A 26,674-nucleotide genomic window follows, 5' to 3' on the forward strand; every position below is an offset into this window, starting at 1 on the left:
GTCACACTTCAGCGAACGCTCGCCAGTTCGTGGCCACAAGCCAGGCAGTGACTCAGCCATTCACCAAGGAACAGGTTGAGCTGGGCCTTTTCGTCCGGCTGGTGCATGGCCTCGTTCGGATAGGGGTAGATGCTGCGCAGGCGCCGGGTGTGCTCGGCACTGACCACTTCGGCCATGCGCGCATCGTGGTACACCTGCACTTCCAGGTGCGGTACCGGCAACCACGGCAGGCTGTGCTCCTGGCGCACGTGCAGGGTGGTGGTGTACGGGCAGGCCAGTACCACATCGAGCACCAGCACGCCGAGCATTTGGTCGCCCTGGGTCATGCCGATGCGGCGCGAGCTCTGGGTGGTGCGCATGTCTGGCAACAGGCGCATCAGCCGGGCGTAGTTGGCCTCGCAGGCTGCCTGCAGCCCGACCAGGTCGACCCGATAACGCTCGCGCAGCAGGTTCACTTCCACATACCTCTTACTTCGTCACGATTCAGCGCCAGCCATTGCAGGCCGATGATGGTCGCCGCGTTGCAGATACGCCCGTCGCGTACAGCCTGCAAGGCATTCTCGAACGACCACACGCGCACACGAATGTCCTCGCCCTCTTCTTCCAGGCCATGCAGGCCGCCCGCCCCTTCGCTGCTGCAACGGCCGAGGAACAGGTGAACGTATTCGTCACTACCGCCGGGCGACGGGAAGTAACGGGTCATCGGCCACAGGGCGGTGAAGGCCAGGCCGGCTTCTTCTTCGGCTTCGCGGTGGGCGACTTCCTCGGGTTGCTCATCCTTGTCGATCAGCCCGGCCACCATTTCGATCAGCCAAGGGTTGTCGACCTTGCCCAGCGCCCCCACACGGAACTGCTCGATCAGCACCACTTCATCGCGTTGCGGGTCGTAGGGCAGCACGCACACCGCATCATGGCGCACGAACAACTCGCGGCTGATCTCACGGCCCATGCCCCCGGCGAACAGCTCGTGGCGCAGGTGCACCTTGTCGAGCTTGTAGAAGCCCTGGAAGCAATTGGCCCGCTTGACGATCTCGACCGCCTTGGGCACCGAATTCAACGTGTCTGACATGGAAATCCTCGTTGCTACATCAACCACATGCTTACCGCATCGCGCCATCCTACTCTGCACGCCTGCCGGTTTCACCCCTTTCCGGCAACCGTTCGCCCACTCGGGACAGCGCGCCTTCTCTCTGTTAGCTTAGTGGCGAACTGAAGGCCGCGCAGACGGTCAAAGGCCGACTTTTCCCTGTTCTGCAAGGATCCTCATGACACTTGTCAAACTGACTTCCGTGGCTGTGCTGGCCCTGGCCCTGGGGGCCTGCCAAAGCCTGTTCACGCCTAACTACCGGGCGCCGCTCGAGGTCAAGCGCGATGCCTGGGAGCATGTCAAACCCGGCTGCAGCGAAAGCGACTGCCCGCTGGTGAACATCGACATGATCCACTTCCCGGCCTTGCCCAAGCTCGATGGCATTGTCGAGAAACGCCTGCTGCAACTGACCGAAGACAACCAGCGCGGTAACGCACCCGCCACCCTGCAAGCCTACGAGCAGCAGTACCTGGCCAGTGCCGACAAGCGCAACAGCAGCTATCTGCAAGCCAAGGTACGTGAGCAGCATGACGGGCTGGTGATCATCGAACTGTCCAGCTACCTGGACAGCGGCGGCGCCCACGGCATGCCCGGGCGCGGTTTCATCAACTATTCGCGCAAGCTGGACAAGGTGCTGACCCTGCAGGACATGCTGGTGCCCGGCCAGGAAGACACCTTCTGGAAAACCGTCGAAGAATCGCACCGCGCCTGGCTGATCAGCGTGGGCATGGACAAGGATGCCGAGTTCATCAAGACCTGGCCGTTCAAACGGTCGCCGCACGTCGCCCTGACGTACGGCGCGGTGGTGGTCAAGTACGAGGTCTATACCATCGCGCCCTATTCCATGGGCCACGTGGAATTGAAGATCCCCTACCCGCGCCTGAATGGCGTGCTCAAGCCCGAACTGTTTCCCGGCCGCGGCTGAGGCTCAGCAGCCCGTGCAGTAGCCCTGCCAGCAGCAATGCCGGCAGGGTCGCCCCTACGTCGGGCGCTTGCGCGGCGATCACATGGTACGCCGCAACGCCCACCCCCCAGGCCAGCAGTGCCTGCCAGTGCAAGCCATGCACCTGTGCCGGCAGGCGGCGGCGACGGATCACGTAGTGGTCCATCAAGACCACACCGAACAGCGGTGCAAACACCGAACCGATCAGCAGCAGGAAGTTCTCGTACTGTGCCAGCGGCGCCAGCAGGGCGATCAGCGTGCACAGCACGCCAATGGCCAGCGCCAGGTGTTCGACCTTCAGGCGCATCAGCACGCCGGTGGAAACGGCCGCCGAGTGAATGTCGGCAAATGCCTTTTCCGACTCGTCGAGCAGAATCAGCAGCAGTGGAATGCCCATGCCAGCGCCCGCCAGGGCCAGCAGCAGGGCGTTGGCTTCGCCACTGCCGGCGAAGGCCAAGGTGTAGCCCACGCCCAGGCTCATCAGCCAGGTGTTGCCGATAAAGTAGCCCAGTACCGTACCGCCGAATACATGTTTGCCGTTACGGGCAAAACGCGAGTAGTCGGCGATCAGCGGCAACCAGGACAGCGGCATGGCAATGGCAATATCGAAGCCAACGGCCAGCGACATCGAACCGTCGCCGGCGCGGTTCCACAGTGCCGCCAGGTCGGCCTTGGCGAACAGGTTCCAGGTCAGCCACAGGCAAGCACCCAGCAGCAGCCAGATGCCCCAGGTGCGCAGCACCTTGCGCACGAACGCCAGCGGCCCACCGACCGCGAGCAAGGTGGCCAGGGCGCCGAAGCACAGCGTCCAGAGCACAGGGCTGTTCCAGGCACTGGTTTCGCCGAACGCCCGCGCGCCCAGCAGGCTGGCGGCATCGCGCATGACGATGATCTCGAACGCGCCCCAGCCGACCAGTTGCAGCAGGTTGAGCAGCGCCGGCAAGCGCGCGCCGTGGCCGCCCAGGCTCAGTTTAAGCGTGCCCATGGCCGACAGGCCGGTGTCGCTGCCAATGACACCGGCGGCCCCCAGCAGCAGCACCCCCACACCGGTGCCAAGGGCAATGGCCAGCACTGCGCCTGCAAGGCCCAGGCCGGGGGCCAGCATGGCGCCGACCTGCAGCACCATCAGGCCGATGCCGAGGGAAAACCATAGCGAGAACAGGTCGCGGGCGCCGAAGATGCGCTGAGCGATGGGGACCGGGTGGTCGGGGGAGAATTGGCTGGGGGTGGTCATTGTTGTGATCGCCAAAAGGGTTGAGGTATGTGCTGAACCGACTGGCCTCTTCGCGGGTAAACCCGCTCCCACAGGGACCGCACAATGCTCAAGGCAGTGGGATACCTGTGGGAGCGGGTTTACCCGCGAAGAGGCCAGCCGGTTCAATGCAGATGTAAAGTCAGTTACACCTTGTGGTACAGCTGGCTGCCTTCCTGGCGGAACCGCTCGGCCTGCTCGCGCATGCCTTGCTCGACCGTCACATCCACGGTTTCGATCTTGGCCGCGTACTCACGCACTTCCTGGGTAATCTTCATCGAGCAGAACTTCGGCCCGCACATCGAGCAGAAATGCGCGACCTTGGCCGATTCCTTCGGCAGGGTTTCGTCGTGGTAGGCGCGAGCAGTGTCCGGGTCCAGGCCGAGGTTGAACTGGTCTTCCCAACGGAATTCGAAGCGCGCCTTGGACAAGGCGTTGTCACGAATCTGTGCACCCGGGTGGCCCTTGGCAAGGTCGGCGGCATGCGCGGCGATCTTGTAGGTGATGATGCCGGTCTTCACGTCATCCTTGTTCGGCAGGCCCAGGTGCTCCTTGGGCGTGACATAGCAGAGCATGGCGCAACCGAACCAGCCGATCATCGCTGCACCAATGCCCGAGGTGATGTGGTCGTAGCCAGGGGCGATATCGGTGGTCAGCGGGCCAAGGGTGTAGAACGGCGCCTCGTCGCAGCATTCCAGCTGCTTGTCCATGTTCTCCTTGATCAGCTGCATCGGCACGTGGCCCGGGCCTTCGATCATGCACTGCACATCATGCTTCCAGGCGATCTTGGTCAGCTCGCCGAGGGTTTCCAGTTCACCGAATTGTGCGGCATCGTTGGCGTCGGCAATCGAGCCGGGGCGCAGGCCATCGCCCAGCGAGAAGCTGACGTCGTAGGCCTTCATGATTTCGCAGATTTCGTCGAAGTGGGTGTACAGGAAGTTTTCCTTGTGGTGGGCCAGGCACCACTTGGCCATGATCGAGCCACCACGGCTGACGATACCGGTAACACGCTTGGCGGTCAGTGGCACATAGCGCAGCAGTACGCCGGCGTGGATGGTGAAGTAGTCCACGCCCTGCTCGGCCTGCTCGATCAGGGTGTCGCGGAACAGCTCCCAGGTCAGGTCCTCGGCCACGCCGTTGACCTTTTCCAGCGCCTGGTAGATCGGCACGGTACCAATCGGCACCGGCGAGTTGCGGATGATCCACTCGCGGGTTTCATGAATGTGCTTGCCGGTGGACAGGTCCATGACCGTGTCCGAACCCCAGCGGATGCCCCAGGTCAGCTTGGCCACTTCTTCCTCGATCGAGGAACCCAGGGCGCTGTTGCCGATGTTGCCGTTGATCTTCACCAGGAAGTTGCGGCCGATGATCATCGGCTCCACTTCCGGGTGGTTGATGTTGGCAGGGATGATCGCGCGGCCACGGGCGATTTCCTGGCGCACGAACTCGGGGGTGATTTCTTTCGGGATGTTGGCGCCGAAGCTGTGGCCGGCGTGCTGCTCGTCGAGCAGGCCGGCGGCGCGTGCCTCTTGCAGCTTCATGTTTTCACGGATGGCCACGTACTCCATCTCGGCGGTGATGATGCCCTGGCGGGCGTAGTGCATCTGCGAGACATTTGCGCCAGCCTTGGCACGGCGCGGGTTGCGTACGTGGGCGAAACGCAGCTTGGCCAGTTCGGCATCGTTAAGGCGCTGCTGGCCGAAGTCGGAGCTCAGGCCGGCCAGCCGCTCGGTGTCACCACGCGCCTCGATCCACGCCGAACGCACGTCGGCCAGGCCCTTGCGCACATCGATGACAACGTTAGGGTCGGTGTACGGGCCGGAAGTATCGTAGACCAGCACCGGGGCATTGGACTCGCCACCGAAGTCGGTCGGGGTGTCGTCCAGGCTGATTTCACGCATGGGGACCCGGATGTCCGGGCGCGAGCCTTCGACATACACCTTGCGCGAACGCGGGAACGGTTGCACGGACTGCTGATCGACTTGTGCCGATTCGCTTAGGTTGATCGCTTTTTCTTGTTTGGTCATCACAGGCTCTCCAGACGGCTTCCTAGCAGTGGAATGTCGGGGTGAACCTGAAAGGCGCGGACGCACCCTTGATGGGTGCAGTGCCGGATATGGGGGTGCCTGAAGCTGCATGCAGCTGCGACATTCCCGGACCTGGCACAAGAGGCTCCCCGGGAAGGCGAGCAATCTTGTTCCCTACGCAGGCGCTAACCTGATCAGGTTCAACGGGATCCGCAACTTTGCGATCTCAGCCTTTGCTTCAAGGCACCCCGACAAGAACATGCGCAGTCTAGACTGGAGTGGTCGGTGAAGCCAAGCGGGTAAATGCGCGGATGATGAAAGGCACCCCGAGCGATTGTTGCCGGGTGCGCATGGCACTACACTGGCCCGTCGCTCGATACTCAACAGTTCAGTAATTAAATTTCGTACAAGGATTGCCTCTATGCTGCGCAAACTTTCACTGGCGATAGCCGTGTCTTGTGCGTCCAACGGAATGGTCTGGGCAGCGGACGTGCCCCAAACAGTCAAGACCGACCTGGTCAGCGTCTACCAGGAAGCGGTCGACAATAACGCTGACCTGGCTGCGGCCCGCGCCGATTACGGCGCACGCCGCGAAGTGGTGCCACAGGCTCGCGCCGGGTTGCTGCCTAACCTGTCGGCCGGTGCCGAGATGCTGAACACCCGCACCAAGCTGGACGAACCATCGGCCACCAGCAACCGCAGCGGCAATACCTGGAGCGCTACCCTGGCGCAACCTATCTTCCGCGCCGACCGCTGGTTCCAGTTGCAGGCGGCCGAAGCGGTCAACGAACAGGCGGCGCTGGAGCTGTCGGCGACCGAACAGAACCTGATCCTGCAAACCGCGCAGAATTACTTCGCCGTGCTCCGCGCCCAGGACAACCTGGCGGCGACCAAGGCCGAGGAAGCTGCCTTCAAGCGCCAACTGGACCAGTCCAACGAACGCTTCGACGTCGGCCTATCCGACAAGACCGATGTGCTGCAATCCCAGGCAAGCTACGACACGGCGCGGGCCAACCGGATCATTGCCGAGCGCCAGGTACAGGATGCCTTCGAGGCCCTGGTAACCCTGACCAACCGGGAATACACGTCGATTCAGGGCGTGGTCCACACCCTGCCGGTGCAGGTCCCTACGCCCAACGACGCCAAGGCCTGGGTCGAAACCGCCGGGCGCCAGAACCTCAACCTGCTGGCCACCAACCATGCGGTGGTCGCTGCCGAGGAAACCTTGCGCCAGCGCAAGGCCGGCCATGCGCCGACACTGGACGCAGTGGCCAAGTATCAGAAGGGTGACAACGACAACTTCGGTTTCACCAACCCCGCACCGGCCCCCGTTACGCGCTATGGCGGCGACGTCGAGCAGACCAGCATCGGCCTGCAGTTGAACATCCCGATCTACAGCGGCGGCCTGACCAGCTCGCAGGTGCGCGAGGCCTACCAGCGCCTGAGCCAGAGCGAACAGCAGCGGGAAAGCCTGCGCCGCCAGGTGGTGGAGAACACCCGCAACCTGCACCGCGCGGTGAACACCGATGTGGAACAGGTGCAGGCGCGCAAGCAGTCGATCATTTCCAACCAGAGCGCGCTGGAAGCCACCGAGATCGGTTACCAGGTGGGTACCCGCAATATCGTCGATGTGCTCGACGCCCAGCGTCAGCTGTACACCTCGGTGCGCGACTACAACAACAGCCGCTATGACTACATCCTCGACAACCTGAGTCTGAAGCAGGCGGCCGGCACCTTGAGCCCGCAGGACCTTGAGGACCTCAAGCGGTACCTGAAGCCGGACTACAACCCGGACAAGGACTTCCTGCCGCCGGACCTGGCGGCTGCAGCGGCCAAGAACTTCGAGCGTCGCCCCTGAAAGTACTGGACCAAGGCGAGCGCGGTCGCTGTAGGAGCGGCCTTGTGTCGCGAAAGGGCCGCAGAGCGGCCCCAGAGAATCAGCAGTGATGCACAGATTGCTGGGGCCGCTATGCGGCCCTTTCGCGACACAAGGCCGCTCCTACAAGGACCGCACCATTGCTGACTCTGTTTAGAAGTCAGCTGATGAGTTTGCCCAACCCATCGAGCAACCGCTGCAAAGCCCCTTGATTGGCCCGCATCACCGCCCTGCCCGCATCACCCATGCGCTGGGCATCCTGCGGTAACTCGACCAGCCTCCGCACCGCTTCGGCCAGCCCGTCGGCATCGTCCACCTGCTGCAACGCCCCCGCCTCGCGCAGCATCGCGCTGATTTCGAGGAAGTTGAACACATGCGGCCCCATCAGTACCGGCAGGGCCAGCGCTGCGGGCTCCAGCGGGTTGTGCCCGCCGGTTGCCACCAGGCTGCCACCGACAAAGGCGATGTCGGCCAAGGCATAGAGGAACAGCAGTTCGCCCATGGTGTCGCCGACCAATACCTGCGTCTGCCCATCGACCGGCGTGCCGGCAGAGCGGCGCACGGTGGTGAACTGTTCGCTGCACAGCGTATACACCGCAGCGAATCGCTCGGGGTGGCGCGGCACCAGGATCAGCAGGGCATCGCCATGCACCTGCAGCAACTGCCGATGCGCCTGCAGGATCAATGCGTCTTCACCTTCGTGGGTACTGGCGGCGATCCACACCGGACGCTGTGCAGCGTCCCACTGCTCACGCAATGCCCTGGCGCGCGGCAACAGTTGCTCGTCGACCTTCAGGTCGAACTTGATCGAGCCGGTGACCTGCACGCACTCCGGGCGCGCGCCCAGGTTACGGAAGCGCTGGGCCTCGGTTTCGGTCTGCACGGCAATCAGGCTCATCTCGGCCAGCATGGGCCGGGTCAGCCTGGCAAAGCGCCCATAGCCACGGGCCGAACGCTCAGACAAGCGTGCGTTGGCCAGCGCTACCGGAATGCCGCGCTTTGCACACTGGTGAATATGGTTGGGCCACAGCTCGGTTTCCATGATGATGCCCAGCTTCGGCTGCACTCGATCAAGAAAACGCCCCGCCGCCCACGGCAGGTCGTAAGGCAAGTAGCAATGCTGCACGCGTGGTTCGTCGGCGAACATGGCGCGAATACGCTCGGAACCGGTCGGGGTCATGCAAGTAAGCGTGATCGGCAATTCCGGGTAGGCCTTGAGCAAGGCTCGCACCATCGGCGCCGCCGCAATGCTCTCGCCCACCGACACCGCGTGCACCCAGATGCCGCCCCGGCGCATGGCCGGCAGCTTGAAGGCAAAGCGCTCGCCGATGCGTTGGCCATAGGCTGGCGCCTTGCGCGCGCGCAGGTACAGGCGCAGCGCAACCAGCGGCAGGCCCAGGTGAAACAACAAGGTATAGAGAGTTCTGTTCATGGCCGCGGAGTTTACCCGATCGCACGCAGGTGCACCGCAAAGCGCTCGGCCAGCCACTGCGCGGCCGGCCCCAGTGGCGCGTCGCGGCGCCAGGCCAGTTCAGCCACCAAGGCCGGTGGCCGCCACTCGCTGTCCAGTTCGACCATGTGCGCCTGGTAAGTCGGGTACTGCACCACGTGCCGCGGCAGCCAGGCCCAGCCCAGGCCGCGCATCAGCAGTTCGGCCATTGCATAGAAGCTGTCGGCGCGCCACACCTGCGGGCTGATCGCCTCGCCGCCGGGGTAGCCGCTTTGCTGCGGGGTGATCAGTAATTGTCGGTGGCGCGCCAGTTGCTGGCGTGTGACCCGGGCTTCGCCGGCGAGCGGGTGGCCGACCGCGCATACGGTGACCATTTCCACGCTACCCAGAGCGCGCCGCTCCAGCGAGGCCGGGATGCTCTCGTGGTGGAAGAACAGGCCAAGATCGGCGCGCCGCTCTACCAGCTTGCGCGCCACATCACCCTGGGCGCCGCTGGCCAGTTGCACCTCCAGGAACGGATAGCGGCTGGCCAGTTCGTCGAGGCTGTCAATGACCGGCTGATAAGGCATGGCTTCATCCTGGGCGACCCGCAACAAGGCCTCCTGCCCACGCATCAGCGCCAACGCACGGCCATCCAGACGCTCGCACTGGCGCAACAGTTCGCGAGCATCTTCCAGCAAGGCGCTGCCGTTTTCGGTCAGCTTGGGTTGCCGACCACTGCTGCGCTCGAACAAGGTGACCCCAAGATCGGTTTCGAGCAGGGCGATCGCGCTGCTGATCGCCGACTGGGCCTTGCGCTGCTCACGGGCCACGGCAGAGAACGAGCGCAGTTCTGCAACACGCAGAAAGGTACGCAACTGTTCAAGGTTCCACTGCTCGGCCATCAGCCTATCTCCAATAGTGATAGGTAATGACTTTACCCCATCCAGGTAACGTCTAGAATGCCCGTCCAGTCACCGGAGGATCCCGCCATGAATGCCTACACCTACCTCGCCATCGCCATCTGCGCCGAAGTCATCGCCACCGCTTCCATGAAAGCAGTGAAAGGCCTGAGCACGCCGTTGCCGTTGCTGCTGATGGTGGTTGGCTATGGCATTGCGTTCTGGATGCTGACCCTGGTGGTGCGCAGTATTCCGGTGGGGATCGCCTATGCCATCTGGTCGGGGCTGGGGATTGTACTGATCAGTGTGGCGGCGCTGGTGATCTACGGGCAGAAGCTGGATGTACCAGCGATGCTGGGGATGGCCATGATCGTGGGTGGGGTGGTGGTGATTCAGCTGTTTTCGAAGACGGCTGGGCATTGAGGCAGCCTGTACGGGCCTCATCGCCGGCAAGCCAGCTCCCACAGAGGTTGATACAGCCCGCAGGGACAACGCCATCCCTGTGGGAGCTGGCTTGCCGGTGATAGGGCCATCACAGGTATACCCTGTATACTTGCCAGCTGTCCCAGTCTTCGAGGTACCGCCATGCCATCCGCCATTTCCACTGACGTGCTGATCGTCGGCGCCGGGGTCGCAGGCCTCTGGCTCAATGCCCGCCTGCGCCGGCTGGGCTACTCGACAGTACTGGTGGAACGCGCCAGCCTTGGCGGCGAGCAGACCATCAAGTCCCAGGGCATCATCCATGGCGGCACCAAGTACGCCCTCCACGGTGCCCTCACCGGCGCCTCGGAAGCCATCGCCGACATGCCACGCCGGTGGCGCGAAGCGCTGAGCGGCAGCGGCGAGCTGGACCTGACCAGTACCCGCCTGCTGTCCGACGCCCACTACCTGTGGTCGCCAGGCACCCTGGCCGGCAACCTCACCAGCTTCTTCGCCAGCAAGGCCGTGCGCGGCCGGGTCGATCAGGTTAAGGGCGAACAACTGCCGCCCGCGCTGCAGGACCGCGCCTTCAAGGGCAAGGTCTATCGCCTGGCCGAGCTGGTCGTGGACGTGCCCAGCCTGCTGGCCAACATGGCCCAGCTGGCGGGTGACAGCCTGCTCGCCGGCGAACGCATCGAGCCGCTGCGCGAGGGCGACGAGCTGGTCGGCCTGCGCGTGGACGGGCGCGACATCCGCGCCCAGCGCATCGTGCTCAGTGCCGGCGCCGGTACCGAAGACCTGCTGCATGCCTTGGGCCTGAACCAGCCGGCCATGCAGACACGTCCGCTGCATATGGTGATGGCCAAGGGTGCCAACCTGAAGCCGCTTTACGCCCACTGCCTGGGCGGCGGGCCGAAGCCACGAGTAACGGTGACCACCCACCCGGCCGCCGACGGCCAGTGGGTCTGGTACCTGGGCGGTGACCTGGCCGAAGCCGATGGCGTCGCCCGCGAGCCGGCTGCGCAAATTGCCGCGGCGCAGAAAGAAATCGCCAGCCTGCTGCCATGGGTCGACCAGAGCCAGGTGCGCTGGGCCACCCTGCGGGTCGACCGGGCGGAGCCGGCGCAATCGGGCCTGGTACGCCCGGACAACGCCTTCCTCGCCGACCAGCACCGCCTGCTGGTCGGCTGGCCGACCAAGCTGGCTCTTGCGCCGGACTTCAGCGACCGCGTCATCAGCCACCTGGAGCGCGACGGCATTCGCCCACAAGCGCAGGCCGACCTGGCCGACTTGCCACGCCCACCGCTGGGCGTACCGGCCTGGGAGCAACTGCTGCCATGAGCCTGCCCACCCTGCACGACTTCCATCGCCCCTTGGGCAGCACCGGTTTCAGGGTTTCGCCACTAGGCCTGGGCACGGTCAAGCTGGGTCGCGACCAGGGCGTGAAGTACCCGACCGGTTTCACCATTCCCGGCGACGACGAAGCCCGCCTGCTGCTGGCCCAGGCCCGCGAGCTGGGCATCAACCTGATCGACACCGCCCCAGCCTACGGCCGCAGCGAAGAGCGCCTGGGCCCGCTGCTGCGCGGCCAGCGCGACGAATGGGTGATCGTCAGCAAGGTTGGCGAAGAATTCGACAACGGCCAATCACACTTCGATTTCAGCGCCACTCATACCCGCCGCTCGGTGGAACGCAGCCTGCAGCGCCTGGAAACCGACCGCATCGAACTGGTGCTGGTACATTCCGACGGCAACGACCTGGCGATCCTGGAACAGCAAGAGGTCTACCAGACCCTTGCCGAGCTCAAGCAGGAGGGCAAGATCCTTGGCTTCGGCCTGTCCGGCAAGACCGTCGCCGGTGGCTTGAAGGCGCTGGAGCAAGGCGACTGCGCCATGGTCACCTACAACCTCAACGAACAAGCAGAACGCCCGGTACTGGACTACGCTGCCGAGCATGGCAAGGCCATCCTGGTGAAGAAGGCCCTGGCCAGTGGGCATATCTGCCTGGCCCCCGGCGTTGACCCGGTGCAAGCCAGCTTCGAGCTGCTATTCGCCCACCCGGGCGTCAGCAGTGCTATCGTCGGCACCATCAATCCGTTGCACCTGGCCCACAACGTGGCCACCGTGGCCCGTATCCTGGGCCAGCATTGAGTTGCCCCAGGCCCACGGGCCTGGACTGACCCGACGCAAGGAGGAGCCTCGTGGCGCGAACGCTGATCCGCAAGAACCCGAGCAACTTCAAGACACTGCCGCTGCATGTCGAGGCCACGCCCGAAGGGCTGATCTACCAGAGCATCGGCATGCCACTGAACTTTGCCCAGACTCAACAGCGGCGCAAGGCCATCCAGTTGCCCGATGTGCAGCGCTTCGTGGTCGAACTGGCCAACCTGGGTGTGTCGGTACGGCTGACCCTGCATTGGCAGAACCGCGATTACTGGGTGCTGGTGCGTCAGCGCCGGCAAGATCGCGGCGATGTGGTGCTGAAACTGATTTCCGGCTATGTGCCAGCACAGGAACTGAACCTGCCATTGCACACGGCTGTTCAGGAAGTGGCCGAGGAATGCTTGCTGGAAACACCGGAAGGCTGGCTGGGCGGGCGCTTCAACGACACCTGGCTGCCGGTACCCTACGCTGCCGCCCTGCACTACCGCGAAACGCCGCACTTCGTGCTGACCCCGGAGTCCGGTGCCGCGCGCCCGGTGCACTGCGGCAAGCTGATGCTGCTGGAACGGCCACGGGCGTATGTGCACTTGCCCACCGCCTCGCTGCAACTGATCTACGACATGCGCCTGCAGGTACCGCGGGACGCCAAGAAGCTCAGCCTTTTCCATGTTGATGAACGGCTGGAGGGCGACCAACTGGTGGCGCGGCTGAACCGCAAACGGCCAGATCTGTACCTGATGCCATTGAAGGACGGTCAGCCACTGGCTGAGCTGTATACCGTGAAGAAGGATGAACTGGTGCCGGCGAGCACGCGCGGGCTGTACCTGGCCGAGAGTTTTGCCCGGCAGGAGGGCTGGGTGGTCACGGACGAGCGGGTGCGCTGGAAGGATTGGGTGAAACAGCAGGGGTTGGTGGAGAACAAGCCGGTACGGGCCTCACACCTGCAGCGGTTTGGCGACAAGGCGCGGGAACTGCTGGTGCGGGCGCGGACTTCATTGCACAAGTAAGACTCTGGGTCTGCTGCGCAGCCCGTCGCGACACAAGGCCGCTCCTACAGGGATCGCGCAAGCCTTGAAGTTGCACGGCCTGGTGTAGGAGCGGCCTTGTGTCGCGATGGGCCGCAAAGCGGCCCCCGGTTTTTTCAGTTCTTGCGAATCTTCTCGACGATCGCCGTGGTCGAGCTGTTCTCGACCAGCCCCAGCACCTTCACGGTACCGCCATAGGCCTTGACGATATCGGCACCCACCACCTGGTCGATGCCATAATCGCCACCCTTGACCAGGACGTCCGGCTTGACTTGGCTCAGCAGGTTCTCCGGCGTGCCCTCGGGGAAGCTGATGACCCAGTCCACAGCCCCCAGCCCCGCCAGTACGGCCATGCGCCGGTCGACGCTGTTGATCGGCCGGCCCGGCCCTTTCAGGCGGCTGACCGAGGCATCGTCGTTGACCGCGACGATCAGGCGGTCGCCCTGGGCCCGCGCCTGCTCCAGGTAGGTCACATGCCCGGCATGCAGGATGTCGAAGCAGCCGTTGGTGAAGACGATCTTCTCTTTGTGCGCCCGAGCGTCATCGATGGCCAGCAGCAGTTGCTCCAGGCCCAGCACACCGCGCTCGGAGCCTTCCTCGCGCTGGATCGCCCGGCGCAGCTCGGGGGCGCTGATCGCAGCCGTACCCAGCTTGCCGACCACGATGCCCGCTGCCAGGTTGGCCAGGGCCACTGCGTGGGGCAGGTCCTCGCCGGCAGCGATGGCCGCAGCGAGGGTGGAGATGACAGTATCGCCCGCACCGGTCACGTCGAACACTTCACGCGCCCGCGCCGGCAGGTGCAGCGCCGGCTGGCCGCTGCGCAGCAGGGTCATGCCGTGCTCGCCACGTGTCACCAGCAAGGCGCCCAGGTCCAGGTCCTGCAGCAGCTGCAGGCCCTTGGCGACCAGCTCGGTTTCATCGGCGCAACGGCCGACGATGGTCTCGAACTCGCTGAGGTTAGGGGTGATCAGGCTGGCACCACGGTAGATGGAAAAGTCCTTGCCCTTGGGGTCGGCCAGCACCGGAATGCCTTTGGCACGCGCCGCCTGGATCAGGCTCTGGTGGTTTTTCAGTGCGCCCTTGCCGTAGTCGGACAGGACCAGCACCTTGACGCCCTCGAGCAGGCTGTCGACCTCGGCACCCAGCGACAGCGGGTCGGTGGCGAACGGTTCTTCGAAATCGATGCGCAGCAACTGCTGGTGACGGCTCATGACCCGCAGCTTGACGATGGTCGGCTGGTGCGCGATGCGCTGGAACACCGAGCGCACGCCTGCAGCATGCAGGCTGTTGGCCAGGCTGTCGGCGGCTTCGTCCTGGCCGGTGACGCCAATCAGCGAAGCCGGTGCACCCAGGGCGGCGATGTTCAAGGCAACGTTGGCCGCGCCGCCGGGGCGATCCTCGATCTGATCGACCTTGACCACCGGGACTGGCGCTTCAGGCGAGATACGCGAAGTACCGCCATGCCAGTAGCGGTCGAGCATGACATCGCCGACCACCAGTACCGGGGCTTGATCGAAACGCGGCATGGACAACTTCATGGGCAACCCATATGGAAATAATGAACAGGGGCAGGATATTAGCACAGGGTAGACGACGGCTTTACGGCCAGATCACCCCAGGAAAATTCCCGTGACAATCGGGGCCATGATGGCCCCGATCAACGAGGGTTCAGGTGATATCGGCCTTGGCCGGCTCATCCAGGCCCATGGCATGCAGGCGGGCATAATGGCCATTGGCCGCGAGCAGCTCGGCATGGGTGCCGCGCTCGACCAGGCGGCCCTGGTCCATGACCAGGATCTGGTCGGCTTTCTCGATGGTCGACAGACGGTGGGCGATCACCAGCGTGGTACGGCCCTGCATCACATGGTCCAGTGCAGCCTGGATATGCCGCTCGGACTCGGTATCCAGCGCCGAGGTGGCTTCGTCGAGGATCAGCAGCGGCGCGTTCTTCAACAGCGCCCGGGCGATGGCCAGGCGCTGGCGCTGGCCACCGGAGAGCAGCACGCCGTTTTCACCCACTTCGGTATCGAAGCCTTTCGGTAGCCGGTCGACGAACTCCTTGGCGTAGGCATCGGCCGCAGCGGCTTCGATGTCGGCGCGCGGGGCGCCGGCCAGGTCGCCATAGGCGATGTTGTTGGCCACGGTATCGTTGAACAGGGTGACATGCTGGGTCACCTGCGAAACGTGGCGACGCAGGTTGCGCAGACGATAGTCCTCGATCTCCACGCCATCGAGCAGGATCTGCCCCTGATCATGGTGATAGAAGCGCGGGATCAGCGCTGCCAGGGTCGACTTGCCACTGCCGGAACGGCCGACCAGTGCAATCATCTGCCCTGGCTCGGCGACGAAGCTGATATCGCTCAACACCTCACGATCGGTACCCGGGTAGGTGAAGCTGAGGTTGCGCACTTCCAGGCGCCCGTCCACCCGCTCCTTCTCGACGGTACCGCTGTCCACTTCAGGTGCTTCGTCCAGTTGTTCGAAGATGCTTTCGGCACCGGCCAGGCCCTTCTGGATGGTGGAGCTGACTTCCGAAAGCTGACGAATCGGCTTGGGCAACAGACCGGCGGCAGTAATGTAAGCCACCAGGTCACCGGCAGTGGAATCACCGCGCAGGAACAGCACCAGGAACATCAGCGCGGCCATGGCGGTGTAGATCACCAGCTGCAGCATCGGCGTGTACAGCGAGCCGGTCTTGGTCATCTGCAGCTGCTTGTCGGTGTTGCTCTGGCTGGCCTTGCCGAACCGCTGCTGCTCATAGGCCTCGCCGCCGAAGCTGCGCACCACGCGGTAGCCCTGGATGGTTTCCGAGGCGACGTGGGTGACGTCACCCATGGCCACCTGGATCTTCTTGCTCTGCTTGCGGAATTTCTTGCTGGCGACGCTGACCATTACCGCGATCACCGGAAGGATGGCAACCATCACCAGGGTCAGGTGCCAGTTCATCCACAGCAGGTAGCCGAACAGGAACACCACGGTCAGGCCTTCGCGGATCACCACCTTGATCGCATCGGTGGCCGCACCGGTGACCATGGTCACGTTGAAGGTGATGCGCGAGATCAGGTGCCCGGAGTTGTGGTTGTCGAAGTAGCGGTTAGGCAGCACCAGCAACTTGTTGAACAGTTCCACACGCAGGTCGTGCACCAGGCACAGGGAAACCTTGGCCAGGAAGTAGTTGCCGAGGAACGAGCCCAGGCCCTGCCACGCAGCGATCAGGATGATCAGCAGCGGTACCGCCTGCAGCAGTTGCAGGTCGCGCAGGTAGGGGACGTTGGGGAACAACACCGCTTCCGGGTTGCTCAGCCCATCGACGAAATACTTCAGGATCCCGGCCAGCATCGGCTGGGTCGAGGCAAAAATCACGAAACCGATGATGCTCAGCAGGAAAATGCCGACATAGGGTTTCACATAGCTCAGCAGCCGGAAGTAGATCTTCAGGCTGGAGGTGTGCTCCGCCGATCGCGGTGTTTCGGCCATTATCAAGCTCGCTGTTCAGGTTGAACCGGAAATTTTACCACAGGCGCCATTTTCGGCACTCCCCCATGGCAGCAACATGGCCAGGCCCACGGGCAGCCAGCTGATGAACCATTCGGCACGTGGCGTACCGGTGAGGCTGGCGGCATCGAACTGCATCGCCAGGGTGGAGTACACCCAGAAGCCGAGCAGGATCTTGCCGAACAGCGTGCCGCGTGCGCGTACGATTTCACCCAGGGTATACAGCCACACCATGACCCACAGCAGCATGCCGGGCAGGCCCATCTCCACGGCGATGTGGGTGAACATGTTGTGGGTATGATCGAAGTGCTTGCCCACTGCACTCACGTCGTACGCAGCCCCCAGGCCAAGGCCGGTCCACGGGTGCGCGGCGATCATGTCGACCACGGCATGGAAGATTTCCGGCCGGTAGGACGAGCCGCGCTGGGCGATCACATCGTACACAAGATAGAAGGCCAGGCCAGTGGCGATGGCCGCCAGCATGGCGAACACCCGGCTGTGGCGGTCACGGAACCACAGTGGCGCAATGATCACGGTGAGGACCAGGGCCAGGATTGCCCCACGGCTCTGGCTGAGCATGGCAAACAAGCCCAGGCACACCAGCGCCGCCAGCCACAACAACTGCAGGCCACGTTGCCGCGGCGGCTCGTAAAGCAGGAAAAGCACGGCCGAACCGATGACATAGGCGCCCAGTATCGGGTGCGATATCTCGCCGATGCCCTCCAGGCGGGCCAGCAAAGGCATGCCCAGCACGCCATAGAAATGGATGACCGAGACCAGCGCGGCAACAGCCAGCAAGGCGCTGCCGGCCAGCAGCAGTTGACGAATGCGGGCCTGACCAAGCTGGCCCAGCAGCGGGAACGCCAGCAGGAATACCAGGATGTAGAGCAGGCGCTTGGCCTCGCGCCCCGGGTCTTCTGCAGCCGACCAAACCAGGCTGAGCCCGCTCCACACCAGCAGCAGCAGAACACTCCCCCACAAGGCCGGCTGACGCCGCCAGGCCTGTACGATGACCTGCCTCGCGGACCACGCCATTACCAGCGTCGGCAACCACAGGAACAGCACCAGGCCTTGCTGATAGACCTTGTTGCTCGGTGCCAGGGCAATCGCTGCCAGGAACCAGACCAGACCAAACCCCAACCAGGCTTGCGCCCAGTTTTTTTGATACAACATCCTTTCCCCCGATGAATCAAAGACACCATCCAATGGTGCTACAACATTATTTTCGGCATTATTGCCGGTCATTCTGTTCGCCCGACGACAAGGCTCTATTCATGCAATGCTCCCGGCTCCCCCAGGTCGACTTCGATCAGCTGACACAAGGCGCACAGGTGCTTGAGGCAGATAGCCATGGCGCCAAAGTCTACCTGCTCGCGGATGGTAATTTCCTCAAGGTTTTTCGTAGAAAGCGGTTGATTTCATCTGCACTGCTGCGCCCGTACTCGCAGCGCTTCGTCGACAACGCCGCACGCCTTGCACAACTGGGTATCCCCACACTGGAGGTAATCAGCCAGCACAAGCTCGACCTGCCAGGCCGCACCGCCGTGCTGTATCGCCCGCTGCCTGGGCGTACCTTGCTGCAGATGTCGCGCGATGAGGGTTTCAGCTGGGACACCTACCTGCCGCGCCTGATCGAACTGATCCGCCAACTGCACCGCAGCGGCGTGTACTTCCGCTCGTTGCACCTGGGCAATGTGGTGGTCACTCCCGACCAGCACCTGGGGCTGATCGACGTGGCCGACATGCGCTTCCTGCGCCCGCCACTGTCGGCGCGCATGATTCGGCGCAACGTGCAGCATATGGTGCGTTATATCGAGCGGGAGAACCTGGGTGACCGGTTCCCCCTTGCCGCCTTCGAGGCAGCCCTGCTGGCACGCTGAGCCTCAGCTGCGCAGCAGGCTCTGCGAGCCGTGACAGAAAGCTTGCCAGGCCTGCTCCGGCGCCAGCGCCTCACGCTGCCGGGCAGCTACTGCCGGGGCACCGAGCACCGAGCACCGCTCGATCGCCTCGGCCCAGGCATTTTCATTGGCCACAGGCAGGTAGCCACCGGTGTCCTGCAACTGCTCGCGGAACACCTGCAGGTCACTGCACACCACCGGCACATCGGCCATTACCGCCTCCTGCACCACCAGCCCCAGGCCTTCGGAGCGCGAAGGCACCAATAACCAGTCGAATGCCCGGTACAACTGCTGCAGGTCGTCGCGGTGACCGCTCAAGTGAACACGCCCGACCAGGCCCAGCGCGTCGATACGGGCTTGCAGCACCTCACGCTGAGGGCCTTCGCCGATGATCGCCAATTGCAGGTTCGGCTGGCGCACGCAGGCCTTGGCGAACGCCTCGATCAGCATCTCGAAACCCTTGCTTTCCACCAGCCGCCCGACCGCACCCAGCATCACCCCGTTTACCGCTGGCAATTGCAGGGCTCGCCTGGCCGCCTCCCGGTTTAACAAAGGCTCGGCGAAAGCCAGCGGGTCAAGGGCCATGCGCAACGTCTGCACCGGCCTGCCAAGGTCGTGTTCGAGTGATGTGGCAAGCGTCTGCGAAACGGCGGCGATGCTCAGCCGATCGGCAGGGAGCATGCGCAGCAGGCGAACATCACTGGCATTCAGGCGCGTCTTGCCGTGGAACAGCACCTTGGCACGTACCTGCGGAACCTGCTGCAACAACGGCAACACCAACCGCGCCACACCGACACCGTCGAGGAGCACCACCTCAGCCTGGGCCTCGTTCAGCGCCTTGCGCAAGCGCATGCGCAACCATGGGCGCAACAGACGCCAGAAGTGCCGCCCTTTCAGCGCTCGTGAAGGCATATGCCATTCCCGGGTAGAACCAAGCCCACAGCAGAGCCCGCTACCCAGCAACAGCCAGTTACTGATCCGGGCATCGGCACCCGCGTGCGACAGTATTTGCCGATGCACCTTGTGGATGGACATGTACGGCGTTCCACCCGCCCACATCATATTGACGATGTTCATTGGCCCTCTCCCGCTCATGTCAGGTGGGACAGCGACTTCATTGAACAAAAATGGTGATTCCCATGCCAATCAAGGCACCCGCCACCAGCGTCAATGCCAACTTTATCCGATCACGTCTACGACGCTTTACCTTGCGCTCCACTTCGATGGGCAAGGTCACGTGATTACCAAATCCAGTGTGCAATACTGCATCACCCTCCAAGGTGACCGCTGTCAGATTTAACTCAGCGTAGCGTCGGGAAAGTGCCTTTTCTCCAGCATAGGCGGCAAATGGCGCGCAACGCTGGTAATCGCTCAACCGACGCAGCCCCGGGTTGAGCGAAAACGCCTGCCACTCGGCCTTGTCGGACAGCAGCGGGTAGCAAGGCACCCCGGCGATCACCTGGCGGTCGCCCAGGTGGATGTACGGGCTGTGGATGGCCAGGTCATGGGCATGACTGCGCAGCCACACCTGCAACAGGTCGGGGCTGACCTCCAGGATGGCCCGGGAGTCTTCGACGAAGCCCTGGCGATAGAAGTGCCAGTCGTCTTCGCAATGGAAGATGTAGGGCGTCCTGACGTGGCTGTAGGCCAGGTCGATAGAAGGCAACTGGCCCAGCTTGGGCCGGTTGACGAACACCTTGCAGTACGGTTTCCAGTGCTCAGGCACAGCGGCATGCACGGCATCATCACCGGAATCCTCGGTGATGAACACTTCGCGAATGGGCGCGGTATTGTAGCGATCGAAACTCTCAAGGGTATCTTTGAGCAGATCGAACCGCCCACAACTGGTCACGACGAGCGTGACGTCACTCTCATTTGAAAAGCGCACCGGACTCCCTCCGCATTGCGACTATCGACTTTCAACGCCCGTTCCGCAGGCGCGAAAGCTCTTATGTTAGATGCCCAGCTTCAGGCGCAGCCGCTGCCATGCAGACAACGGCGGATGGGGCCTGAGCGCCGGGCGCATGTGGTCGACGATGCTACGTCCAACTGCGCCGAAACTGAAACGGGAAACCGCCAGATGGCGGCCATTTTCTGCAATCTGCCGAGCCAGCTCAGGGTCCGCACGCAAACGGCGAAGCTTTTCCTGGAGGGTCGGGATGCTGTCATAGAACACCACGTTATGCATGTCCTGCAGGCCCAGTGCGCGGTTCTCTTCCTCGCCCTGGTCATACGCCAGCAACACACAGCCACAGGCCATGGCTTCGAAGTTTTTGATCATGTATTCGCCCATGCCGACGTCGGCACTGACGAAGAAGCGGATCCGGTTGAGCGTGTTGCAATAGTCTTCACCCGACTTGGTACGAGTGACTACCAGGTTCTCGACCCGGCCCAGCTCGTCCAGCAAGGCCTTGCGGCCGCTGTAGGCCACGCTGTTGGTGCTGCCGACGAAGGCCAGTTCGATGTCGCGCTCACGCCCTTGGTCGGCAAGCAACTGCTCGTCGTAGCCCTTGGGCACGAACACGGCGTCGAAACCTTCCTGGCGAAGGCGCTCGCTGACCATGTAGCCGGAGCTGATCACCCGTGCCCAGGGCAACTTGCGGTAATGGGCGCTGAACTTGCCGGTGTATTTGCACGGGATGTAGTTCTGGTAGGCATCGTGCTCGAGGATGACCAGGTTCGGCACGGTACGGATGAATGCCACCTGACGGATTTCCTGCTTGAAACGCAGGAAGAAGACAATGCGGTCATAGCGCTCGACCTGCACTTCACGCTTGAAATAGCGGCGCAGGTTGCGCTGGTCTTCGCTGGTCAGCCAGCGCAGGTCGCACTCGCAGTTGGCCGCGACGCCATCGTACAGGCGGTCGAGAATCGCCCGCTGTTCCTTCTGCACTAGAAATAGGACTTTCATTGGGTTCCTTGGGCGCTCTGCGCCATCGCGGTCAAGCATGGGGCGCGGCTACAGCTCACGCCGCCAGAACAGTTCATGTCGGCGCACGGCCTTGCGGAAGAATTCATTCTCGCCGTAAGGCGACGGCCGTCGCCCGGCCAGCCAGCGCTGCAACAGGCGGCGCAGGCGACGCTTGAACGGCGCCGGTGGCTGCAGGTCGTGCATCATGCCCAGGGCCATGGCCTTGTCGCGCTGGGTTGCCAGGTCCAGTACCAGGCTGCAAGGGGCCCAGGCCTGGGCAATGCTCATCTGTGGCGGCAAGGCCACGCCATCACCACTGTCGCCCATTGGCCAACGGTCGTTGTCATGCAGGTGGTTGGCGTAGCACAGCAGGGTTTGCGGCTGCCAGGCCAGGCCTTGCAAGGCCTCCAGCACCGCTGCCTGGGCACAGATGTGGTCGGGGTGCGGGTCGAGCTGCGGGTGCGGCATCACCAGCACCTCTGGCCTGGCCATTTCCAGCAAGGCCCGCAGGTCGGCCAGCAGGTTGTGCCAGGTCGGCGCGCCATCATCGTCGGCCGGCAGCGGGAACGGGTTGAACTGGCGGAACACGCGAATATCGGCGAGGTCAGCCTCCCGGGAAGGGATCGGCTGGTCTGGCGCGGCCTGCATGGCAGGCAGCTGCAGGCAGAAGTAGCCCAGCTGCACACAACGCGACTCGGCCACACCGGCCCAGCGTGGCACGGCAATACTGTCCCAGGCCCGCAGGCGGCCCTTCAGCCGAGCGGCCTCGGCCTTTGCCAGACCCATCTGCTGATAGTGTTCGGCCTCGATCTCACCGGCGGTCAGGGTCACTACCCAGGTTTCGTCAGCCTGGCTGTATAGGCCGTAAGCGGCCAGCTCGGCGTCATCGGCATGCGGCGCGATCACCATCACCCGGCGCCGTTGCAACTCCACCGCCGGGGTTATCCACAAGCGCGGCTGGCCCGACAGCCGGCAATGCCGGCCACGCAGGCGCAACGCGCCAGCCTGCAGAGGTGCGGCGAGGCCGGTCAAGTTGAGGAAGCGCAGGCCATCGACGCCGCGCTCGAAGGTTTGCCGGTCGGCCTGCTCGCCAGCCACCAGCTCGACCTGCGGGTCGAGGAAGCGTCCCAGCCAGCTGCTTTTCAGCTGCAGCTCGAGAATCAGGGTTTCGTTGCCCTGCAATGCGCAGTCAGCCTTGAGCAGGCCGCCGTTCAGGCTGACAGGGGCTTCCCGCGTCTGCTCGCCGAAGTCGTAGGCGTAGTCCTCGGCTGGCGCGTAGAACAGGTGGTCGGCAAACCAGGCCTCATGGGCAGCCCACAGCAGCGGCAACAGCAGCAGTGGCAACCACCACCAGCTGAACACACCTACGGCCACCAGCGCGACCAGGCCCGCCAGCAGGCCCAGGCGCTTGTTGCGCCGGTGGCGCTTGAGCAACTGCTGCTTGCGACTCACGCCTGATACACCGGTACGGGGTTGCACCAGCGGTCCTTGTACTCGCGGTCGGCACGGCCGAACGAGAACCGCAGCGGCTTGTTGCGCGCACGGGCGTCTTCCCAGGCGGCCTGGGTATTGAGGAAGCTCAGCACGCTACCAGGGCTGAAGGCCTTGGTTTCAGGGTCGACACCGCCATTGATGTACTCGACGCTGATCCATTCCGGCGCTTCGACACGGTACACCAGCTGAATGGCAATCGGCTTGCCGTCCAACAGCAGCACCGAGCCGATCAACAACTCACGCAGGCGTTCCAGCACCTCGGCCATGCGCTCGGCACCAGTAGCCGGGAAGCCCCAGCGGCGCTGGAACAGGTCGCAGTACATGCTGGCGATTTCCTTCGCGCTGAAGTCGCTGATCGTGCGCACCACGCCGCCCGCCTCTTCCAGCAGGCGCAGCTCGCGGCGCTGGTTGTAGCGGAACTTCTTCGACAGGTCTTCGTGGGCGCGGGCCATGGCCAGCTGTTCCTTCTGCGCCTTGAGGCCGCTGAAGCGGCCCTGGTTCAGTTCGGACAGGTAGCGCGCGGCATGGCGCAGCGGTGCAGCGGCATCGGCCGCCGCCGGCAGGATGATCTCGGCGTTGCCCAGGTCGAACAGGGCCTTTTTACCTGCACGCTTGAGCACATCCTTGGACAGCGCGAGGTGGCGCCCCCAGGTGGGGATGGCGGCCTTCAGCTCGCCGGCCTGGTGCCACCCCAGGTAACGCACCGGGATCTGCGCCAGGTCCGCCAGTTGCTCGACCACCAGCGGATGCGTGGCGACACTTCCGCCAAAGCGTGCCCATGCCTCGGCATAGGCCTTGGCGTCGATAACTTGCCAACCGCGCTCGCGGAAGGCCTGGATACGGTTGAGCATCAGGCCTGCCCCACCAGCGCACGAACCTGCGGCAGCTGCCAGAATGCCTCGCGCACCGCCTGATCGGAGAAGCGTTCACGCAGGCGCTGCAGCATGTGCTCGGCACAGGCCTGGCGCTGCTGCCCATCGAGCACCGCCATGTGTTTCAGGCCTTGGGCCAGCTGCCCGGCATCGCCCAGCGGGAACAGCACGCCGACACCCTCGACCACTTCGCGGGCACCGCCACAGGCCGTGGCCAGTACCGGTACACCGGCGACCATGGCTTCAAGCAGGACCATGCCGAACGGCTCATGGTCGGAGCTCAGGGCGAACACATCAAACGCCTGGAAGTAACGGCGCGCATCCGGCACCTGGCCAAGGAAGTCCACTTGCCTGGCAATGCCCAGCTCGGCGGCCTGGGCCTTGAGCCTGGCTTCCAGGCGGCCCTGGCCAAGGATTGCCAGGCGGGCGCCGGCTGGCAGCCCCGGCAGCGCTTCGGCAAAGCCACGCAGCAGAGTGGCCTGGTCCTTGTCCGGGTGCAGGCGCCCGACGTTACCGACAATCCACGCCTGCGCATCCAGGCCGAGGGCCTGGCGGGCCTCGGCGCGTGGCACCAGGGCCGCTTGCAGGGCGTCGATGTCGATGCGGTTGTACAGGGTCTGGATACGCTCTGCCGGCCACTGTGGCAGACAGCGGCGCATGTCGTCGCGTACTGCGTCCGACACGCCCAGCAAGCTCAGGCGTTTGCTGAACAGGTTGGCGAAGATGCGTCGCCCCTTGCGCTCGTAGTCACCGAAAGCATGGTGCACGCCGATCACCGGCAAGCCGGTGCCCAGCAACGCCACGTAGATCGGCTTGAAGCGATGGGCAATGCAGAAGGCGAAATCGCGCTCGGCCGCAATCCGCCGCAATGCACGGATGGCGCCGAGTTTCAGGCCGCGCACGGCCTTGGAGCTGAATTCCAGGAACAGCACCTCGTCCGACGCGCAGCCAGCCGCTACCTGCGGGTCGGCGGCGCCGGTGAGGAACACGGTGGTCACCTGGTAGCCACGCCCCTGGAACAGGCTGGCGTACTGACGGGCGCAGTCCAGGAACGGCCCGTCATAGCCATGGCAGAACTGCAGAATGCGCGGTTCAGAGCGGCTGGTCATACGGGGCCGCGCCGTCCTTTACAACCAGGATGTCTTCCATGATCAGGTACTGCAGGTCCGAGCCGAAGAACATGTTAAGGGCGTCGGTCGGCGAGCAGATCATCGGTTCACCACGGCGGTTCAGCGAGGTGTTCAGCGACACGCCGTTGCCGGTCAGGTCTTCCAGCGCCTTCATCATGTCGTAATAGCGCGGGTTGTACTCGCGCTTTAGCACCTGGGCACGCGAAGTGCCGTCCTCGTGGACCACTTCCGGCACGCGGGTCTTCCACTCTTCAGCCACTTCGAAGGTGAAGGTCATGAACGGCGCCGGGTGGTCGACCTTGATCATTTGCGGGGCGACGGTGTCGAGCATCGACGGGCAGAAAGGTCTCCAGCGTTCGCGGAACTTGATCTGCTCGTTGATGCGGTCGGCTACGCCCGGCACGCTCGGGCAACCGATGATCGAACGGCCGCCCAGGGCTCGGGGGCCGAACTCCATGCGGCCCTGGAACCAGGCCACCGGGTTGCCATCGACCATGATTTTGGCGATGCGCTGCGGCATGTCGTCGAGCTTGCGCCACTTCGGCGCGTTCGGATGACGGGCGCAGGCAGCAATCACGTCTTCGTTGGAGTACGAAGGGCCGAGGTAGACGTGCTCCATCTTCTCGACCGGCACGCCACGGGCGTGGGAAACATAGGCGGCAGCACCCACGGCGGTACCGGCGTCACCGGAAGCCGGCTGGACGAACAGCTCTTTCAGGTCTGGGCGAGCGATGATCTTCTGGTTGAGCTTGACGTTCAGCGCGCAACCGCCGGCAAAGGCCAGCTTGCCGGTTTCACGCAGAACGTCGCCCAGGTAGTGGTCGATCATCTGCAGGGCGATCTTCTCGAACAGCGCCTGCATGCTGGCTGCGTAATGGATGTACGGCTCGTCGGCAATGTCGCCTTCGCGCTTGGGGCCCAGCCATTCGATCAGCTTCGGCGAGAAGTAGAAGCCCTTGCCCTTCTCTTTATAGCGGCGCAGGCCGATGACGTTGGCGTATTCGGTGTTGATCACCAGTTCGCCGTTTTCGAAGCTGGCCAGACGAGAGAAGTCGTACTTGCTGGCGTCACCATAGGGCGCCATGCCCATGACCTTGAACTCGCCATCGAGCATCTCGAAGCCGAGGAACTCGGTGATTGCACCGTACAGGCCGCCCAGCGAGTCCGGGTCGAAGAACTCCTTGATCTTGTGGATCTTGCCGTTTTCACCATAGCCAAAGAAGGTGGTGGCGTATTCGCCTTTACCATCGATGCCGAGAATTGCGGTTTTTTCCTTGAAGCCCGAGCAGTGGTAGGCACTGGAGGCGTGGGCGAGGTGGTGCTCGACCGGCTCGATCTTGACCTTTTTCGGGTCGAAGCCCAGTTGCTCCAGGCACCAGACGATCTTCTTGCGGTAGCGCTTGTAGCGACGGTTGCCCATCAGGATGGCGTCAAGGGCGCGGTCCGGGGCGTACCAGTAGCGCTTGGCATAGTGCCAGCGCGCCTTGCCGAACAGGCTGATCGGGGCGAACGGGATGGCTACCACGTCGACGTCGGATGGCTTGATGCCTGCCTGCTCCAGGCAGAACTTCGCCGACTCGTAGGGCATGCGGTTCTTCGCATGCTTGTCACGCACGAAGCGCTCTTCTTCGGCGGCGGCAATCAGTTTGCCGTCAATGTACAAGGCCGCGGAAGGGTCATGGCTAAGGGCGCCGGACAGGCCAAGAATCGTCAATGCCAAGGGATTAGCCTCTTCATTCGGTAGAAATGCG

23 protein-coding genes and 1 riboswitch are annotated in these 26,674 nt (G+C 63.7%); of the genes, 7 read left to right on the forward strand and 16 right to left on the reverse strand.

Annotated elements, in window-relative coordinates; genetic code table 11:
* Window positions 1-8: 8 nt before the first annotated feature.
* Together RIN61_RS09320 and RIN61_RS09325 are read right to left on the reverse strand one after the other, a co-directional pair.
* A complete protein-coding gene (locus RIN61_RS09320; RefSeq protein ID WP_016501905.1) occupies window positions 9-461 on the reverse strand; it encodes a DUF1249 domain-containing protein in 453 nt (150 codons plus the stop codon).
* Window positions 452-1,069, reverse strand: coding sequence for an NUDIX domain-containing protein (locus tag RIN61_RS09325; RefSeq protein ID WP_112253702.1), 618 nt, complete (start codon window positions 1,067-1,069; stop codon window positions 452-454). Before RIN61_RS09325 ends, RIN61_RS09320 begins: the two co-directional genes overlap by 10 nt.
* A 196-nt stretch (window positions 1,070-1,265) precedes the next feature.
* On the opposite strand from RIN61_RS09325, the gene RIN61_RS09330 reads away from it, so the two are divergent.
* On the forward strand, window positions 1,266-2,012 hold the full coding sequence (locus RIN61_RS09330) for an RsiV family protein (RefSeq protein ID WP_133975782.1): 747 nt from the start codon (window positions 1,266-1,268) through the stop codon (window positions 2,010-2,012).
* Here RIN61_RS09330 and cytX read toward each other — a convergent pair.
* Entirely contained in the window at window positions 1,981-3,264 is a 1,284-nt protein-coding gene (cytX, locus tag RIN61_RS09335) for a putative hydroxymethylpyrimidine transporter CytX (RefSeq protein ID WP_313856849.1), read from the reverse strand. The genes RIN61_RS09330 and cytX overlap by 32 nt on opposite strands.
* A gap of 164 nt (window positions 3,265-3,428) precedes the next feature.
* Window positions 3,429-5,309: a phosphomethylpyrimidine synthase ThiC gene (gene thiC / locus RIN61_RS09340; protein ID WP_025340847.1), complete on the reverse strand. Its 1,881-nt coding sequence runs from the start codon at window positions 5,307-5,309 to the stop codon at window positions 3,429-3,431.
* Window positions 5,310-5,463: 154 nt separating this feature from the next.
* Window positions 5,464-5,570: riboswitch (TPP riboswitch) on the reverse strand.
* A gap of 160 nt (window positions 5,571-5,730) precedes the next feature.
* On the opposite strand from thiC, the gene RIN61_RS09345 reads away from it, so the two are divergent.
* Complete coding sequence (locus RIN61_RS09345; RefSeq protein WP_207878665.1) at window positions 5,731-7,167, forward strand: TolC family outer membrane protein; 1,437 nt, start codon at window positions 5,731-5,733, stop codon at window positions 7,165-7,167.
* Between the two features lie 178 nt (window positions 7,168-7,345).
* Here RIN61_RS09345 and waaA read toward each other — a convergent pair whose 3' ends face one another.
* Both waaA and RIN61_RS09355 read right to left on the reverse strand, forming a co-directional pair.
* Entirely contained in the window at window positions 7,346-8,617 is a 1,272-nt protein-coding gene (waaA, locus tag RIN61_RS09350) for a lipid IV(A) 3-deoxy-D-manno-octulosonic acid transferase (protein ID WP_215520483.1), read from the reverse strand.
* Between the two features lie 11 nt (window positions 8,618-8,628).
* Entirely contained in the window at window positions 8,629-9,519 is an 891-nt protein-coding gene (locus RIN61_RS09355; RefSeq protein ID WP_207878661.1) for a LysR family transcriptional regulator, read from the reverse strand.
* Between the two features lie 87 nt (window positions 9,520-9,606).
* On the opposite strand from RIN61_RS09355, the gene RIN61_RS09360 reads away from it, so the two are divergent.
* The 4 genes from RIN61_RS09360 to RIN61_RS09375 all read left to right on the forward strand — a co-directional run bounded on the left by RIN61_RS09360 (window position 9,607) and on the right by RIN61_RS09375 (window position 13,105).
* Window positions 9,607-9,939 (forward strand): DMT family transporter, encoded by a 333-nt coding sequence (locus RIN61_RS09360; protein WP_008095055.1) that lies wholly within the window; start codon window positions 9,607-9,609, stop codon window positions 9,937-9,939.
* A gap of 162 nt (window positions 9,940-10,101) precedes the next feature.
* Window positions 10,102-11,277: an NAD(P)/FAD-dependent oxidoreductase gene (locus RIN61_RS09365; protein ID WP_313856858.1), complete on the forward strand. Its 1,176-nt coding sequence runs from the start codon at window positions 10,102-10,104 to the stop codon at window positions 11,275-11,277.
* Entirely contained in the window at window positions 11,274-12,086 is an 813-nt protein-coding gene (locus tag RIN61_RS09370; protein WP_313856860.1) for an aldo/keto reductase, read from the forward strand. Before RIN61_RS09365 ends, RIN61_RS09370 begins: the two co-directional genes overlap by 4 nt.
* A 50-nt stretch (window positions 12,087-12,136) precedes the next feature.
* A complete protein-coding gene (locus RIN61_RS09375; RefSeq protein ID WP_133975797.1) occupies window positions 12,137-13,105 on the forward strand; it encodes a metal ABC transporter ATPase in 969 nt (322 codons plus the stop codon).
* A gap of 134 nt (window positions 13,106-13,239) precedes the next feature.
* Here RIN61_RS09375 and hldE read toward each other — a convergent pair whose 3' ends face one another.
* The 3 genes from hldE to RIN61_RS09390 all read right to left on the reverse strand — a co-directional run bounded on the left by hldE (window position 13,240) and on the right by RIN61_RS09390 (window position 17,791).
* Window positions 13,240-14,661: a bifunctional D-glycero-beta-D-manno-heptose-7-phosphate kinase/D-glycero-beta-D-manno-heptose 1-phosphate adenylyltransferase HldE gene (hldE, locus tag RIN61_RS09380; RefSeq protein ID WP_112253717.1), complete on the reverse strand. Its 1,422-nt coding sequence runs from the start codon at window positions 14,659-14,661 to the stop codon at window positions 13,240-13,242.
* Between the two features lie 130 nt (window positions 14,662-14,791).
* Window positions 14,792-16,600, reverse strand: a complete 1,809-nt coding sequence (msbA, locus tag RIN61_RS09385) for a lipid A export permease/ATP-binding protein MsbA (RefSeq protein ID WP_112253718.1) — start codon at window positions 16,598-16,600, stop codon at window positions 14,792-14,794.
* A 15-nt stretch (window positions 16,601-16,615) separates the two neighbouring features.
* Window positions 16,616-17,791 (reverse strand): O-antigen ligase family protein, encoded by a 1,176-nt coding sequence (locus RIN61_RS09390; protein WP_215520486.1) that lies wholly within the window; start codon window positions 17,789-17,791, stop codon window positions 16,616-16,618.
* A 101-nt stretch (window positions 17,792-17,892) separates the two neighbouring features.
* Between RIN61_RS09390 and RIN61_RS09395 the strand changes: the two genes are divergently transcribed.
* Window positions 17,893-18,498 carry a serine/threonine-protein kinase gene (locus RIN61_RS09395; protein ID WP_133979316.1) on the forward strand — a complete coding sequence of 202 codons (606 nt, stop codon included), beginning with the start codon at window positions 17,893-17,895 and terminating at the stop codon, window positions 18,496-18,498.
* A 3-nt stretch (window positions 18,499-18,501) separates the two neighbouring features.
* On the opposite strand, the gene RIN61_RS09400 is transcribed toward RIN61_RS09395, so the two are convergent.
* The 7 genes from RIN61_RS09400 to RIN61_RS09430 all read right to left on the reverse strand — a co-directional run bounded on the left by RIN61_RS09400 (window position 18,502) and on the right by RIN61_RS09430 (window position 26,643).
* Entirely contained in the window at window positions 18,502-19,593 is a 1,092-nt protein-coding gene (locus RIN61_RS09400) for a glycosyltransferase (RefSeq protein ID WP_313856869.1), read from the reverse strand.
* A 37-nt stretch (window positions 19,594-19,630) separates the two neighbouring features.
* Window positions 19,631-20,404, reverse strand: coding sequence for a glycosyltransferase family 2 protein (locus RIN61_RS09405; protein WP_215520488.1), 774 nt, complete (start codon window positions 20,402-20,404; stop codon window positions 19,631-19,633).
* Window positions 20,405-20,470: 66 nt separating this feature from the next.
* Window positions 20,471-21,427: a glycosyltransferase family protein gene (locus tag RIN61_RS09410; RefSeq protein WP_215520489.1), complete on the reverse strand. Its 957-nt coding sequence runs from the start codon at window positions 21,425-21,427 to the stop codon at window positions 20,471-20,473.
* 48 nt (window positions 21,428-21,475) lie between these two features.
* The gene (locus RIN61_RS09415; RefSeq protein WP_313856873.1) at window positions 21,476-22,879 is read right to left on the reverse strand and encodes a PIG-L deacetylase family protein; all 1,404 of its coding nucleotides are present in this window, start codon (window positions 22,877-22,879) and stop codon (window positions 21,476-21,478) included.
* The gene (locus tag RIN61_RS09420; protein ID WP_112253725.1) at window positions 22,876-23,772 is read right to left on the reverse strand and encodes an antimicrobial resistance protein Mig-14; all 897 of its coding nucleotides are present in this window, start codon (window positions 23,770-23,772) and stop codon (window positions 22,876-22,878) included. Before RIN61_RS09420 ends, RIN61_RS09415 begins: the two co-directional genes overlap by 4 nt.
* On the reverse strand, window positions 23,772-24,902 hold the full coding sequence (locus RIN61_RS09425; RefSeq protein ID WP_112253726.1) for a glycosyltransferase: 1,131 nt from the start codon (window positions 24,900-24,902) through the stop codon (window positions 23,772-23,774). The genes RIN61_RS09420 and RIN61_RS09425 overlap by 1 nt, the downstream gene beginning before the upstream one ends.
* Window positions 24,886-26,643 (reverse strand): carbamoyltransferase family protein, encoded by a 1,758-nt coding sequence (locus RIN61_RS09430; RefSeq protein ID WP_013974482.1) that lies wholly within the window; start codon window positions 26,641-26,643, stop codon window positions 24,886-24,888. Before RIN61_RS09430 ends, RIN61_RS09425 begins: the two co-directional genes overlap by 17 nt.
* Between the last annotated feature and the right edge of the window lie 31 nt (window positions 26,644-26,674).

The organism is Pseudomonas inefficax (genome assembly GCF_032164165.1).
GTDB classification, from domain to species: domain Bacteria; phylum Pseudomonadota; class Gammaproteobacteria; order Pseudomonadales; family Pseudomonadaceae; genus Aquipseudomonas; species Aquipseudomonas inefficax.

What these genes read in the sequence shown, in the direction of transcription:
- cytX (WP_313856849.1), bottom strand. Translation starts at nt 3,264, where the DNA reads ATGACCACCCCCAGCCAATTCTCCCCCGACCACCCGGTCCCCATCGCT.
- RIN61_RS09325 (WP_112253702.1), bottom strand. Translation starts at nt 1,069, where the DNA reads ATGTCAGACACGTTGAATTCGGTGCCCAAGGCGGTCGAGATCGTCAAG.
- RIN61_RS09390 (WP_215520486.1), bottom strand. Translation starts at nt 17,791, where the DNA reads ATGTTGTATCAAAAAAACTGGGCGCAAGCCTGGTTGGGGTTTGGTCTG.
- RIN61_RS09345 (WP_207878665.1), top strand. Translation starts at nt 5,731, where the DNA reads ATGCTGCGCAAACTTTCACTGGCGATAGCCGTGTCTTGTGCGTCCAAC.
- RIN61_RS09330 (WP_133975782.1), top strand. Translation starts at nt 1,266, where the DNA reads ATGACACTTGTCAAACTGACTTCCGTGGCTGTGCTGGCCCTGGCCCTG.
- msbA (WP_112253718.1), bottom strand. Translation starts at nt 16,600, where the DNA reads ATGGCCGAAACACCGCGATCGGCGGAGCACACCTCCAGCCTGAAGATC.
- RIN61_RS09355 (WP_207878661.1), bottom strand. Translation starts at nt 9,519, where the DNA reads ATGGCCGAGCAGTGGAACCTTGAACAGTTGCGTACCTTTCTGCGTGTT.
- RIN61_RS09420 (WP_112253725.1), bottom strand. Translation starts at nt 23,772, where the DNA reads ATGCTCAACCGTATCCAGGCCTTCCGCGAGCGCGGTTGGCAAGTTATC.
- RIN61_RS09400 (WP_313856869.1), bottom strand. Translation starts at nt 19,593, where the DNA reads ATGAACATCGTCAATATGATGTGGGCGGGTGGAACGCCGTACATGTCC.
- hldE (WP_112253717.1), bottom strand. Translation starts at nt 14,661, where the DNA reads ATGAAGTTGTCCATGCCGCGTTTCGATCAAGCCCCGGTACTGGTGGTC.
- RIN61_RS09360 (WP_008095055.1), top strand. Translation starts at nt 9,607, where the DNA reads ATGAATGCCTACACCTACCTCGCCATCGCCATCTGCGCCGAAGTCATC.
- RIN61_RS09370 (WP_313856860.1), top strand. Translation starts at nt 11,274, where the DNA reads ATGAGCCTGCCCACCCTGCACGACTTCCATCGCCCCTTGGGCAGCACC.
- RIN61_RS09425 (WP_112253726.1), bottom strand. Translation starts at nt 24,902, where the DNA reads ATGACCAGCCGCTCTGAACCGCGCATTCTGCAGTTCTGCCATGGCTAT.
- RIN61_RS09395 (WP_133979316.1), top strand. Translation starts at nt 17,893, where the DNA reads ATGCAATGCTCCCGGCTCCCCCAGGTCGACTTCGATCAGCTGACACAA.
- RIN61_RS09410 (WP_215520489.1), bottom strand. Translation starts at nt 21,427, where the DNA reads ATGAAAGTCCTATTTCTAGTGCAGAAGGAACAGCGGGCGATTCTCGAC.
- waaA (WP_215520483.1), bottom strand. Translation starts at nt 8,617, where the DNA reads ATGAACAGAACTCTCTATACCTTGTTGTTTCACCTGGGCCTGCCGCTG.
- thiC (WP_025340847.1), bottom strand. Translation starts at nt 5,309, where the DNA reads ATGACCAAACAAGAAAAAGCGATCAACCTAAGCGAATCGGCACAAGTC.
- RIN61_RS09365 (WP_313856858.1), top strand. Translation starts at nt 10,102, where the DNA reads ATGCCATCCGCCATTTCCACTGACGTGCTGATCGTCGGCGCCGGGGTC.